Source organism: Hydrogenophaga laconesensis (assembly GCF_031457235.1).
In the GTDB taxonomy this organism is placed as follows: Bacteria; Pseudomonadota; Gammaproteobacteria; order Burkholderiales; family Burkholderiaceae_C; genus Hydrogenophaga; species Hydrogenophaga laconesensis.
In genome coordinates, this window is the sequence record NZ_JAVDWE010000004.1 from 221,983 (window position 1) to 234,402 (window position 12,420).

The 12,420-nt window shown below is 64.1% G+C and carries 9 protein-coding genes; 6 read left to right on the forward strand and 3 right to left on the reverse strand.

Features of this window, described 5'->3' with window-relative positions:
- Positions 1-4: 4 nt before the first annotated feature.
- The 4 genes from J2X09_RS09695 to J2X09_RS09710 all read left to right on the forward strand — a co-directional run bounded on the left by J2X09_RS09695 (position 5) and on the right by J2X09_RS09710 (position 4,026).
- Positions 5-517, forward strand: a complete 513-nt coding sequence (locus J2X09_RS09695; RefSeq protein WP_204733093.1) for a DUF2271 domain-containing protein — start codon at positions 5-7, stop codon at positions 515-517.
- 25 nt (positions 518-542) lie between these two features.
- Positions 543-1,499, forward strand: coding sequence for a DUF4198 domain-containing protein (locus J2X09_RS09700; protein ID WP_204733092.1), 957 nt, complete (start codon positions 543-545; stop codon positions 1,497-1,499).
- Between the two features lie 75 nt (positions 1,500-1,574).
- Positions 1,575-2,594 carry an FAD:protein FMN transferase gene (locus tag J2X09_RS09705; protein ID WP_204733091.1) on the forward strand — a complete coding sequence of 340 codons (1,020 nt, stop codon included), beginning with the start codon at positions 1,575-1,577 and terminating at the stop codon, positions 2,592-2,594.
- Positions 2,595-2,613: 19 nt separating this feature from the next.
- A complete protein-coding gene (locus tag J2X09_RS09710) occupies positions 2,614-4,026 on the forward strand; it encodes a sulfite reductase subunit alpha (RefSeq protein ID WP_204733090.1) in 1,413 nt (470 codons plus the stop codon).
- A 33-nt stretch (positions 4,027-4,059) separates the two neighbouring features.
- On the opposite strand, the gene J2X09_RS09715 is transcribed toward J2X09_RS09710, so the two are convergent.
- The 3 genes from J2X09_RS09715 to J2X09_RS09725 form a co-directional block, all read right to left on the reverse strand.
- A complete protein-coding gene (locus J2X09_RS09715; RefSeq protein ID WP_204733089.1) occupies positions 4,060-4,740 on the reverse strand; it encodes a Fe2+-dependent dioxygenase in 681 nt (226 codons plus the stop codon).
- A 76-nt stretch (positions 4,741-4,816) separates the two neighbouring features.
- Positions 4,817-7,006, reverse strand: coding sequence for a catecholate siderophore receptor Fiu (locus J2X09_RS09720; protein WP_204733088.1), 2,190 nt, complete (start codon positions 7,004-7,006; stop codon positions 4,817-4,819).
- A 256-nt stretch (positions 7,007-7,262) separates the two neighbouring features.
- Complete coding sequence (locus J2X09_RS09725; protein WP_204733087.1) at positions 7,263-9,668, reverse strand: TonB-dependent receptor domain-containing protein; 2,406 nt, start codon at positions 9,666-9,668, stop codon at positions 7,263-7,265.
- A 426-nt stretch (positions 9,669-10,094) separates the two neighbouring features.
- Here J2X09_RS09725 and ahpC point away from each other — a divergent pair, with 426 nt between their 5' ends.
- Together ahpC and ahpF are read left to right on the forward strand one after the other, a co-directional pair.
- Positions 10,095-10,658, forward strand: a complete 564-nt coding sequence (ahpC, locus tag J2X09_RS09730; RefSeq protein ID WP_204733086.1) for an alkyl hydroperoxide reductase subunit C — start codon at positions 10,095-10,097, stop codon at positions 10,656-10,658.
- A 143-nt stretch (positions 10,659-10,801) separates the two neighbouring features.
- Positions 10,802-12,394 (forward strand): alkyl hydroperoxide reductase subunit F, encoded by a 1,593-nt coding sequence (ahpF, locus tag J2X09_RS09735; RefSeq protein ID WP_204733085.1) that lies wholly within the window; start codon positions 10,802-10,804, stop codon positions 12,392-12,394.
- The last annotated feature ends 26 nt before the right edge of the window (positions 12,395-12,420 follow it).

Genomic DNA, 12,420 nt, shown 5'->3' on the forward strand with positions numbered 1-12,420 from the left:
TTTCATGATCATCCGTTACGCCACCGCCATTTCCGCAGCCGGACTCGCCTGGCCGGCCATGGCCGCCGATCTGGCGCTCAAGGTCGAAATTCCTCGCCTGACCGTCGCGGAGTACCACCGTCCCTACGTGGCGATCTGGATCGAAAAGCCCGACCAGGCGTTCGCCGGCAACCTTGCCGTCTGGTACGACATCAAGCTGCGCAACAACGAGGGCACCAAGTGGCTCAAGGACATGCGGGCCTGGTGGCGCAAGAGCGGTCGCGAACTCACCATGCCGGTCGATGGCCTCAGTGGGGCCACGCGCGCGCCGGGTGAACACACCGTGCAGTTCACCGATGCGACCGCGCTCGGCAAGCTGGCGCCGGGTGAATACAGCCTCGTGCTCGAGGCCGCGCGAGAAGTCGGCGGGCGCGAGCAGGTGAGGGTGCCTTTCGTGTGGCCACCCAAGGCGGCCACCACCACACAGGCGCGTGGCGAGCATGAACTCGGTGCGATCAGCGTCACCGTCAAACCCTGACCAACCGAACCGATTGGAGACCTCCATGAAAAACACCTTCGTCCGCGCCCGCACCTTCGCTCTGGCGGTCACCGCCACCGCTGTGCTGGCCCTCCCGGCCGCTGTCCACGCGCACCGTTCCTGGCTGCTGCCTTCAGGCACCATCTATTCGGCCCAGCAACCCTGGGTGACGGTCGATGCCGCCGTGTCCAACGACATCTTCTATTACGAGCACAACGCCGCCGGTCTCGACAACCTCGTCGTGATCGGCCCGGATGGCCAGCCTGTTCAGGCGGAGAACCAGGCCAAGGGCCGCTACCGCAGCATGTTCGACGTCAAGCTGGACAAGCAGGGTACCTACCGCCTCGCTCTGGTGAACGATGCGCTCATCGTCAGCTTCCGGGTGGGCGCTGAGACCAAGCGCCTGCGCGGCACGGCCGAATCGCTGGCCAGGGAAATTCCGGCGAACGCCGAAGATCTGCGTGTGAGCCAGTCGCAAAACCGTGTCGAGACTTTCGTGACGTCCGGCAAACCCACCACCGAAGCGCTAAAGCCCACCAACCGTGGCATCGAACTGGTGCCGGTGACGCACCCGAACGATCTTGTGGCGGGCGAGACGGCCACGTTCCGTTTTCTGGACAACGGCAAGCCGGCCGCTGGCTACGCCACCACAGTCATTCTGGCGGGCCTGCGCTACCGCAGCGAGTTGGGCGAAATCCGCCTGACCACCGATGACAACGGTGAGATCCAGGTGAAGTGGCCCGCTGCGGGCATGTACTGGCTGAATGTGGTGCCACCCCGGGCCCCTGGTGCGGGTGGCCCTGGTCAAGGTGGTCCTGGCCCGGGCGGGCCGGGGGCAGGTGCCCCCGGCGCAGGGCCGGTCGCCGGCGCTCCTGGTGGTGCGCCGGGCGCGCGCCCCGCGCCCACCGGCCCGGCAGGCACGCTAGCCGAGCCGGTGCGCCGCTCGGGCTACAGCCTGACGCTGGAAGTGCTGCCGAACTGATCCACCGGCCCTGGCCGACATGCCCCAGTCCATGCAGATGGCTGGGGTTGTTTTTTTCAACCGACCCGAACCGACATGACCCGCGTGCTGGTGCCCTTGCAGCTGGATGACTCCATGCCCTTGCTCGCCGCACAGGCTCATCGTCTCGAGGGGCAGACGATGGGTACCACCTGGCAGGTGCTCTGGGCCACCACCGGGCCATCGCAAGGCCAGGCGGTGCGTGTCGCCGTGCAGGACGAGCTTGATCTCGTCGTCGCCCAGATGAGCACCTGGCTTGCCGGCTCCGACGTTGACCGCTTCAACCGCGCCGCAGCCGGGACGCTGCACACCGTGCCTGAAGCCATGGCGGCCGTGCTGGATGCCGCGCTGTGGATGGCCCATGTGTCTGACGGGGCCTTCAATCCTGCCGCCGGCGCGCTGGTGAACCTGTGGGGATTCGGGCCCGGCCCGCGCTACACCGATCCGGGTTTCGAGCCACCCTCCGAAGGAGCGGTGCTGGGGGCTCTGGCGCTGAAAGACTGGCGTGCACTGGCCTGGAACGCAACCACCCGGGAGGCACGCCAACCGGGTGCGGTTCTGCTTGACTTCTCCGCGATCGCCAAAGGCTACGCCGTGGATCGCGTGTCGCGTCGGCTGGCGGGCATGGGCTTGGCACATCACCTCGTGGAGGTCGGAGGTGAATTGCGCGGCAGCGGCCTGCGTCCGGGCGGGCAGCCTTGGTGGGTCGATCTCGAGTCGCCGCCCGTGGCATCCGGCCCATCCGCGCTACAGACGACCCGTGTGGCGTTGCACAGCATGGCGGTGGCCACCTCCGGCGACTACCGGCGCGTGTACACCCGCGACGGCGTGCGCTGGCCGCACACCATCGATCCGCGCAACGGCCGGCCCTTGTCGAACGGTCTGGCGTCGGTGAGTGTGCTGCACGCGGAATGCATGTGGGCCGACGCGTGGTCCACCGCGCTGACCGTGCTTGGCCGCGACGAAGGACTGGCGCTGGCGACGGCCCACGGCATTGCGGCGCTGTTCGTTCAGCGCGGAGCCGATGGTCGGCTTGCCGAAACCCTGACCCCCGCCATGAAGGAACTCGCTGCGTGAACGCGGTGAGGCGTGTTGAATGACGAGTGAAAAGATTCTCTATGCCCTGGCCACGGTGCTGTGCTACGCCCTCATGTGCGGTGCCATCGCCTGGCAGCACCGCAGCCGTCAGCGCGCTGCGCAACGGCGCGCCGACGCCTTGTTGCCCGCCACACCGGGCGTGCCCGCCTGGTGGGTGGCGTACGCCAGCCAGACCGGCCAGGCGGAGGAGCTCGCGCTGCAGACCGCGCAGGCCCTGCACACGGCGGGGGTGCCCGTGCGGCTTGCGCCCCTGAGCCAGATCAGCCTGGCCGACCTGCAGCGGGCCGATCGGCTGCTGTGCATTGCCAGCACCTACGGTGAAGGCGATCCACCCGACAGCGCTGTGCCGTTCGCGCGCCTGGTGATGGCGAATGCGGAGGCCTCGCTGGCGCACCTGCACGTCGGGATGCTCGCGCTGGGGGACAAGACCTATGCGCACTTCTGCGGTTTCGGCCGCGCGCTCGACCGCTGGCTGGTGGACCGCGGAGCTCAGCCGCTGTTCGAGCGCATCGACGTCGACAAGAGCGATCCCGAAGCGCTGCAACGCTGGCGCCAGCACCTGGCCCACCTGGCGGGCACGAGCGATCTGCCGGACTGGGAAGCGCCGGCGTTGCAGGCATGGCAGTTGCGCGCCCGGCGGCATCTCAACCCTGGCAGCGCGGGCGAGGAAGTGCATCACCTGGAGCTGGTGCCGCAGGCCGATGTGGCGTTGCCCAACTGGCAGGCAGGCGATCTGGTTCAGGTGGAGGTGCCCGGTGCGCCCGGCGAACCGCGCGACTATTCCATCGCCTCGGTACCGCAGGACGGTGCCGTGCATCTGCTGGTGCGCCGTGCGCGGCGCACGGACGGCACGTTGGGCGTGGCGTCGGGCTGGCTCACGCAGGCCGCCGTGGACAAGACCCCGGTGTCGCTGCGCGTGCGCGCGCACGGGGGATTCCGCATCGGCGACAACGCTTCGCGTCCCTTGATCCTGATCGGCAACGGCACCGGCCTGGCGGGGCTTCGCGGCCACATTCGCGGCCGGCTTGCCTCGGCCGGTCGGCTGGCCGATGCCGACAGCGTGCGGCGGCCAGACAACGTCGCGCCCATGTGGTTGCTGTTCGGAGAGCGCAACGCGCTCTGCGACGCGCATTACCGCAGCGAGATCGACGCCTGGGCGCGGCAGGGCTGGCTCAGCCGGGTGGACTGGGTGTTCTCACGCGACCAGAGCGAGCGTCTGTATGTGCAGCACAGGCTGGCCAGCGCTGGCGACACGGTGCGACAGTGGGTGGCCGATGGCGCGGCCATCTACGTCTGCGGCAGCCTCGAAGGCATGGCCGGCGAGGTGAACCTCGGCCTGCAGCAGATCCTTGGCGACGAGGCGCTGCAGCAACTCGTGGCAGAAGGCCGCTACCGTCGGGACGTCTACTGATCCACCCCGCGCGTCAGGCGCTGGCCGGTTGGATCAGGTCTCTGCCCACTGCTGAAGGAGCTTGTGATAGTGGCCCGTGAGGGCGACCACTTCGGCGGTGTCACCGAACTGGTTGCGCAATTTGAGGATGGTCATGTCGAGCTCGAACAGCATCGAGCGCCGCCAGGCATCGCGCACCAGACTTTGCGTCCAGAGGAATGAGGCCACGCGAACGCCACGGGTCACGGGCTCCACGCGGTGCAGGCTGGTGGAGGGATAGACGATCGCGTCGCCCGCATCCAGTTTGATCTCGTGCGTGCCGAAGCTGTCCTCCGCGATCAACTCGCCACCTTCGTATTCATCGGGGTCGTTGAGGAACACCGTGGTGGACACATCCGTGCGCACCTTCTGGCCGGTGAAACGGTCGGTCTGGATGGTGTTGTCGATGTGGTTGCCGTAGTGCCCACCGCCTTCGTAGCGGTTGAACATCGGCGGCAACATGGTGGCGGGCAATACCGCCGAAACAAAAAGAGGGTGACGCTGCAGCGCCTGTGCGATGCGTTGCGACAGGGGCGCGAACACCGGTGATGAGGTGTCGAGCTGCAGGTTGCGCTTGACGTTGGCGGCCTGCGGCCCGGTGCTGCGCAAACCATCGACCCAGCCCTGGGTGTCGAGCGCCTGTCGGATCTCGGCGACTTCGGCCTGGGCAAGAACCTGGGGAATGTGCAGCAGCATGGTGTGTCTTTGTTGAAACGGGAAAAGGCCCGCCGTGCGGCGGGCCTTTTCGAGGGTTGCTCCAGGGGAGCCGGAATCAGAACTTGAAGTTGGCCGTCAGGGCGGCGGAGCGGGGTGCACCCAATGCCAGACGCGAACCACCGTTGTTCAACACAGAGAGGTATTCCTTGTCGAACAGGTTGTAGACGTTGAGGCGCACGCTGACCTTGTCGCTGAACTGGTAAGCCACCATGGCGTCAGCCACCCAGGACGACGGAATGTTGGGCACGTTCTGTGTGGAAAGATTGGTGCCGGCGGTGATCACGCGCTTCTGTTCCGACGTGTAACGCGCGCCCAGACCCAGCGTCCACTTGTCAAGCTGGTACGAGTTCCAGAGCGTGAAAGTCAGGTCGGGTGACCAGCGAACGCTGTCAGTGGTCGTCGTCGCGCTGCGTTGATCGATCTGCTTGGTGCTGGTCTTGGCCAGGCCGGCTGTGATCTGCCAGAAGTTGGTGATCTGGCCGACGGCAGACAGCTCAATACCTTGCACCTGTGTCTTGCCGAACTGCTGCGTCGTGTTGCTGATGTAGTCGTAGCTGGTCTGGTTGTCGTTGACGGTGCGGAACACGGCGGCGGCCACATTCAAGCGCTTGTTGAGCAACTCCCATTTCGTGCCGAGTTCGACGGTCTGGGTTTTCTGCGGATCGAGCGCCGGGTTGTTGATATTGCCCGCCGCGGTGCTGAGCTGAGCGTCGGTGCCTGGCGGCGTGGACGAGTTGGCATACGAGGCGTACACACTGCCGTTTTCCGCTGGCTTGTAGACGCCGCCAAAGCTCCAGCTGACAAGGCTGCGCGAATCGTCCAGGTCCGTGAGCGCGCCAGCGGTATCGAAGGTGCGAGTTCTTAGCTTGTAGCGGTCCACCCGCACCCCGCCGTTCAACGACCACCGATCGTTGAGCTTGGCGGTGTCGAAGACGTACAGCCCCAGCGTGCTGACGCTGCGAAGGTTTTGTGCGCCACTGGCAAATGGGATGGGCAGTGCCTGGTAGGGGTCGGGGTTGTACAGATTGGCCGGCGTGATGGTGAGCCCGGTGGTGGCGAACGAGATGTCCTTGTATGTCTCGCGCATGAGTTCGACGCCTGCTGCCAGCGAGTGTTGCATTCCACCTGCGCTGAACTCGGTGTTCATGCTGGTCTGATTGGCGACGATGGTGTTTTCGCGGTCAACGCGCTGGCGTGAGCGGCTGATCGTCCAGGTGGCAGGGTCGGCTGTCACCGCGGTGATCGCGTTGATGCCTGTGAGCACGCGCTCGTTGTGATTCTGACCAACTCGAGTAACGTTGCGCACGGTGGTACCTTGACCGAGGTCGTGTTCGACCTTGGCGGTGAACATGTCGGCTTCAATTTTCTCGCGGTCGTTGACGCTGCCGTAGTAGTTTTCGCGGTTGACCTTGGCTGCCCCGCGGATGGCTGCGCTTGCGTTGTAGAAGCCTTCGAAACCGATCGAAGGAATGCCACCGTCGGGCACGTTCTTCTGGCGAACGTGCTGGCTGTACAGGTGAATACGGGTCGGCGTGTTCAAGCCAGTGACATATGACAGCGCCAGCCCTTGACCGGTGTTCTCCACGTAGTCACGGCCGTCAACGCCGCTGTCCTGAACCATGGCATTCAGGCGGAAAGCCGAGGTCTCGCCGAGCTGCTTGTTCAGGTCGACGGTGGCGCGCTTGCGGCTGGCGGTACCGATCGTGCCGGAGGCGCTGCTCTCGTCACCCAGGTGGGCCTGTTTGGAGATCAGGTTGAGGAAGCCCGAGGCCGCACCCCGGCCGGTTTCGGCGCCAGCCGCGCCCTTGACGATTTCGACCTGCTCCAGGTTGAAGGTATCGCGCGTCACGGAGCCGAGGTCGCGGATGCCGTCGACGAAGGTGTTCTGTTGCAGCGAGAACCCGCGCAACTGGAAGGTGTCGCCGGCGGACGTGTTGCCGTTCTCACCCATCTGCATGGTGATGCCGGGGGTGTTGCGCAGCGCTTCCATCAGGGTGACGGCGCCTTGTTCCTCCAGCACGTCCTTCTTGATGATCTGGATCGTCTTGGGGGTGTCGACCAAGGGTGCCGTGAATTTGTCGTTGGCCGACTTGTCGGCCTTGAACGGAACTTCGGGGGCTTCCTTGACGGTCACCGTGGGCAGTGTCGGCGTTTGCTGGGCCAGGCCGGCGACGGGAACGGAGGCGGCGAGAAGGGCCAGGAGATGGACAGGCTTGCTGTGTTTTCGGCTGCGGATGTGTGCCATTTGTGAGTCCTTGCGGTGCGATGGTGTGTTGGCTGGCGCGCATCCACATCGCACTCGCTGGGTGCACAGGGCACAACAGGCGATCGAAAAGGGGGCTTGGCTGGCTTCGGCCGGGATTATCGCAAATAAAAATCATTCCTATTCACAATTCTTCCATTTTGTTGTGAATTTGCGTCAGGAACGATCAATGGCGCCAGGGCCATGAAGCCGTGGCGCTTGGCCGCTAACCGAGGTCAGCGGGCGAGGCGGGTGTGCGTCAGAAGCGCGCGTTCAGGCTGATCCAGAAGTTGCGCGACTTGGCCTTGACGTTGTAGTCGTCGACGAAAGTCGGTGCCTGTCCACCCACGCAGGTGGTGCCCGTTGTACAGGCCGCGAACGTGGTTCGGTAGGTCGTGAAATCGTGATCGAGCAGGTTGTTGATCCGGGCGTTGATCGTCACGTTCTTGCTCAGGCGGAAGGAGCCGCCCAGGTGGAAGATGTTGTACGACTTGTAGAACAGCGCGCTGTTGGTGGCGGTGTCCCAGCCACGGTAGCGATCGGAAGCAGCCTCCATCGTCAGGAACATTTCCAGCGCAGGGGTCGCCGCCCACGACAACGTGGTGTTGGCCATGTGCTTGGCGCTCTCCGACAAGGGTCGGCCAATGGCTGCGCCGCTTTTCTGTTCGGAGTCGGTGTAGGTGTAGTTGGCGCGCAGCATCCAGGTCGGCGAGATCCTGTAGCGGCCAGCCAGCTCGAAGCCGTTGATCTCTGCCCGGCTGATGTTCTGCGTCTGTGCGAAGTCGGCGAACCCGAGGGCCAGCCAGCCGGTGCCGACGTCGGCGCAAGTGGCTGGATTGGAGCCGGCCACCTCGCAGTTCTGCACGCGCGGGCCACCGCTGTCGATCTTGTCCTTGAACCGGTTCTGGAACACCGTTGCATTGAAGCTGTGGCCGTTGGGGCTGTTGAAGTAGGCCGCCAGTTCGCCGTTGACGCTGGTTTCCGGTTGGAGGTCGGGGTTGCCAACGAAGGGCGAGGTGCCCTGGCCGCCAAATCCGGTGATGCCGGGGAAGAGCTGGCTGGTCTTGGGCGTCTTGTAGCCGGTGCTCACGCCGCCCTTGAAGGTCCAGGAGGGGGACGCCTCCCACACGCCATAGACGCGAGGGCTGGTCTGGCCGCCGAAGATGTTGTGGTTGTCGTGGCGCACACCGGTGGTCAGCGTCACATTCTGGCGAAGTTGCCAGTTGCCCTCGGCGAATACCGACTTCATCTTGTGTTCCTGCACCGTGCCCGGTCGCGGGTTGTTGCCGAACATGCCGAAGGTGCCGTCCTCCATCTCGCCGTCGATGAACTGACCGCCGACAACGATGAGGTGGTCGCCCAAAGGCATGTCGAGCTTGGCGTCCAGCGTGTACTGGCGGGTTTCCATGACGCGTGCGGGCCGTGGCAGGAAGGCTTCGAGTGTGGCGCGCTGGGCTGGCGTCATGGCCGCCAGCTTGGCCGCAGCGGTCGCGCCGGGTACGGCATTCCATAGCGCTTGCAGTCGCGCACGCTCTTCAGGGGAGAAAGGCAGGGTGCGGCCCTTGTTGGCCGTGTCGACGTAGGACAGCGAGACCTCGCTGTTGCCGATGTCCCACTTGCCTTTGTGTGTGAGCGACCATTGGTCCCGGGTGAACTTCTGTTCGGGCAGGTAGCCGACCTGAGGCGCCACCACGCCACCCGACGCTCGCCAGATGGTGCTGATGCTGTCCACGGTGCCGAGCGGGAAACTGCCGTCTGCTTCCGGACGGTTGTTGTACTCCTGGCGTGACGCGTCAATATCGAAGATGAACTCGTGCCGGCTGTTGGGCGTGAGTGCGAGGCGCAGACCGAGGCTCTGGTTCTCGTTGTCGACCGTCTTGCCACCGCCGCCGAAACCAAGCACGCGTGGGCGCACTTCTCCGTTGGGGTACACGATATCGCCGTAGTTGGGTTTCGAGGCTTCGCGGTTGTAGATGCTGCCGCGGATCTGCATGCCCAGCAGGCCCGGCTTGATCGGTCCCATCAGATTGAAATCGGTGGTGCGGTCGTTGCCGAAGTCCTTGTTTTCCTGGTGTGTGAACGACTGGGTCACCGAGCCCGTCCACCGGTCGGGGATCTTGCGCGTGATGATGTTGATCACGCCACCCAGCGCATCAGCACCGTAGAGCGTGGACATCGGACCCCGGATCACCTCAATGCGTTCGATGGCCTCGATCGGTGGGATGTGGTTGAACTGGTTGCCACCGAAGGAATTGGGATACAGGTCCCCGTTGTTGTTCTGGCGCTTGCCGTCCACCAGGATCAGGGTGTAGTCGCCGCCCATGCCCCGGATGCTGATCGTGCCCTGGCCAGTCTTGTCGGTGGTTTCGCCCACGTCAACACCCTCGATGTCGCGCACGGCGTCCAGCAGGGTGGTGTAGGGGCGTTTGGCGAGTTCCTCGCGCGTCACCACCGAAATACTGGCTGGCGCGTCCGCGATTTTCTGTTCGACACCGGAGGCGGAAACCACCACCTCCGACAGGGAGCCTCCTTCGGCTTGCTGAGCCTGTGCCAGGCCGAGGCTCAAGAGGTACAGGCTGCATGCCACGGCGGTGGCCTGCAGCGGGAAGCGGTTGCCCGAAGAAACGCCGCGCTGGCCGGCCAGCGAGGTGGATGCTTTCGACATCGGAAATCCTTATGTATGGATGCGTTGATACAGACGGCTGGCGTGCATCCACTCGTACGCGCATCACACAAGGACGGGTCTCAGGGGCTGGCTGGCTAACTCCTGTCATTATTACAAATGAAAACCATTCTTGTTAAGTTTTCTATAATTTTTTTGTGATAGCCCGCAGAGAGGGTGTCGATAGCGACCTTCGGGCGCGCCGCTTGCCCTTGAAGAGGTCGCATTCGCCTGCCGCTCAAGTGTGGTAAACAAGGCCCTGTCCAGACGGCCCCTTGTTGCGTCGCAGCAAAAAGCTATCGGGCGAATAAAGACTATCAATCCTGAAGTTTGGTAGTCTTTTGCTATCATTGCGGCTATCGCGATACAGAAGGCTTCTCCTGCTGGTCGCAGTCCCTTTTCTTTTTCTTAACCAAACCAAGGAAAACCATGTCCCTGATCAACACCGCAGTCCAGCCCTTCAAGACCACGGCCTTCCTGAACGGCAAGTTCATCGACGTCAGCGACGAAACGCTCAAGGGCAAGTGGTCCGTGCTGATCTTCATGCCGGCCGCCTTCACCTTCAACTGCCCCACCGAAGTGGAGGATGCGGCCGAGAACTACGCAGAGTTCCAGAAGGCCAAGGCGGAGGTCTACATCGTGACCACCGACACGCACTTCTCGCACAAGGTGTGGCATGAAACCTCGCCTGCCGTGGGCAAGGCCAAGTTCCCGCTGGTGGGCGACCCGACGCACGTGCTGACCAATGCCTTTGGCGTGCACATCCCTGAAGAAGGTCTTGCGCTGCGTGGCACTTTCATCATCAACCCCGAAGGCATCATCAAGACGGCGGAGATCCATTCCAACGAGATCGCCCGTGATGTGAAGGAAACGCTGCGCAAGCTGAAGGCCGCCCAGTACACCGCCGCCCATCCGGGTGAAGTCTGCCCCGCCAAGTGGAACGAAGGTGCCAAGACCATCGCTCCCTCGCTGGATCTGGTCGGCAAGATCTGATTCCACAGATCCGAGATGAGGCATCGCCTCACCGGTTTGTCATGGCAATACCTGCGGGCCCACGAGGCCGGCGGGTTGCTCCCTGGCCGCCTATCGATTCGCAGGAGGCCGGTTCTCAAAGTCGCTTGAAAAGGAAACACATCATGTTGGACGACACCCTGAAGGCTCAGCTCGGCGCTTACCTTGAGCGCGTGACCCAACCTTTCGAGATCGTCGCCTCCCTGAGCGACTCTGAGAGCTCCCGTGAAATGCTCGATCTGCTGCAGACCATCCAGGGCCTGCGCAGCGACAAGATCACTTTGAAGACCGACGGGCAGGATGCGCGCAAGCCGTCCTTCACGCTGCAGCGCGCGGGCACCAGCACCTCGCTGCGTTTCGCTGGACTTCCGCTGGGCCACGAATTCACCTCGCTGGTGCTGGCCTTGCTCTGGACCGGCGGCCACCCGCCCAAGGTGGAGCAGGACGTGATCGAACAGATCCAGGCGCTGGACGGTGACTTCGACTTCGAGGTCTACATGTCCCTGACCTGCCACAACTGCCCGGATGTCGTGCAGGCGCTGAGCCTCATGGCTGTGCTCAACCCACGCATCAAGACCACCGTGATCGAGGGCGGCGCGTTCCAGGAAGAGGTGACGGCGCGCGAGATCATGGCTGTGCCCATCGTGTTCCTGAATGGTGAGGTGTTCGGCTCGGGCCGCATGACGGTCGAGGAGATCGTCGGCAAGCTCGACGTGAACGCCGATGCCCGCGAGGCCGCCAAGCTCAATGCGCGGGACCCGTACGACGTGCTGATCATCGGTGGTGGTCCCGCCGGTGCAGCGGCCGCGGTGTATGCCGCGCGCAAGGGCATTCGCGTGGGCGTCGCAGCCGAACGCTTCGGTGGACAGGTGAACGACACGATGGCGATCGAGAACTACATCAGTGTGCTGGAGACCGACGGCCCGAAGTTCGCCGCCGCGCTGGAAGCGCAGGTGCGCCACTACGACGTCGACATCATGAACCTGCAGCGCGCTGAAAAGCTGATTCCCGCGAGCGAGCCGGGTGACCTGGTGCAGGTCGAGATGGCCAATGGCGGCGTGCTGAGCGCGCGCAGTGTGATCCTGTCGACCGGTGCGCGCTGGCGCAACGTCAACGTGCCAGGCGAGGCCGAATACCGCAACAAGGGTGTGGCGTACTGCCCGCACTGCGATGGCCCGCTGTTCAAAGGCAAGCGTGTGTCCGTCATTGGTGGCGGCAACTCGGGCGTGGAGGCTGCGATCGATCTGGCGGGCATCGTGCAGCACGTGACACTGGTCGAATTCGCCGATGCGCTCAAGGCCGACGCGGTGCTGGTGAGCAAGCTCAAGAGCCTGCCGAACGTGGACATCCATGTGAACGCGCAGACGACCGAGATCACCGGAGCGGATGGCAAGGTGAATGGCCTGAGCTACAAGGACCGTGTGAGCGGTGAGCTGCACCATATCGAGCTCGAAGGCGTCTTCGTGCAGATCGGCCTGGTGCCCAACACGGAGTTTCTCAAGGGCACAGTCACGCTCAGCCGGTTCGGTGAGATCGAAGTGGACGCCAAGGGCCACACCAATGTGCCAGGCGTGTTCGCGGCAGGCGACTGCACCACCGTGCCTTACAAGCAGATCGTGATCGCTGCCGGTGCTGGTTCGACGGCCGCGCTCAGCGCCTTCGACTACCTGATCCGTCAGCCGGTGGCCGCGGCACAGGTCGAAACCGTCGCGGCCTGATATCGGCGCAGGGAAGGGCGCGCAGC

What these genes read in the sequence shown, in the direction of transcription:
- ahpC (WP_204733086.1), top strand. Translation starts at nt 10,095, where the DNA reads ATGTCCCTGATCAACACCGCAGTCCAGCCCTTCAAGACCACGGCCTTC.
- J2X09_RS09715 (WP_204733089.1), bottom strand. Translation starts at nt 4,740, where the DNA reads ATGCTGCTGCACATTCCCCAGGTTCTTGCCCAGGCCGAAGTCGCCGAG.
- J2X09_RS09700 (WP_204733092.1), top strand. Translation starts at nt 543, where the DNA reads ATGAAAAACACCTTCGTCCGCGCCCGCACCTTCGCTCTGGCGGTCACC.
- J2X09_RS09720 (WP_204733088.1), bottom strand. Translation starts at nt 7,006, where the DNA reads ATGGCACACATCCGCAGCCGAAAACACAGCAAGCCTGTCCATCTCCTG.
- J2X09_RS09725 (WP_204733087.1), bottom strand. Translation starts at nt 9,668, where the DNA reads ATGTCGAAAGCATCCACCTCGCTGGCCGGCCAGCGCGGCGTTTCTTCG.
- J2X09_RS09710 (WP_204733090.1), top strand. Translation starts at nt 2,614, where the DNA reads ATGACGAGTGAAAAGATTCTCTATGCCCTGGCCACGGTGCTGTGCTAC.
- J2X09_RS09695 (WP_204733093.1), top strand. Translation starts at nt 5, where the DNA reads ATGATCATCCGTTACGCCACCGCCATTTCCGCAGCCGGACTCGCCTGG.
- ahpF (WP_204733085.1), top strand. Translation starts at nt 10,802, where the DNA reads ATGTTGGACGACACCCTGAAGGCTCAGCTCGGCGCTTACCTTGAGCGC.
- J2X09_RS09705 (WP_204733091.1), top strand. Translation starts at nt 1,575, where the DNA reads ATGACCCGCGTGCTGGTGCCCTTGCAGCTGGATGACTCCATGCCCTTG.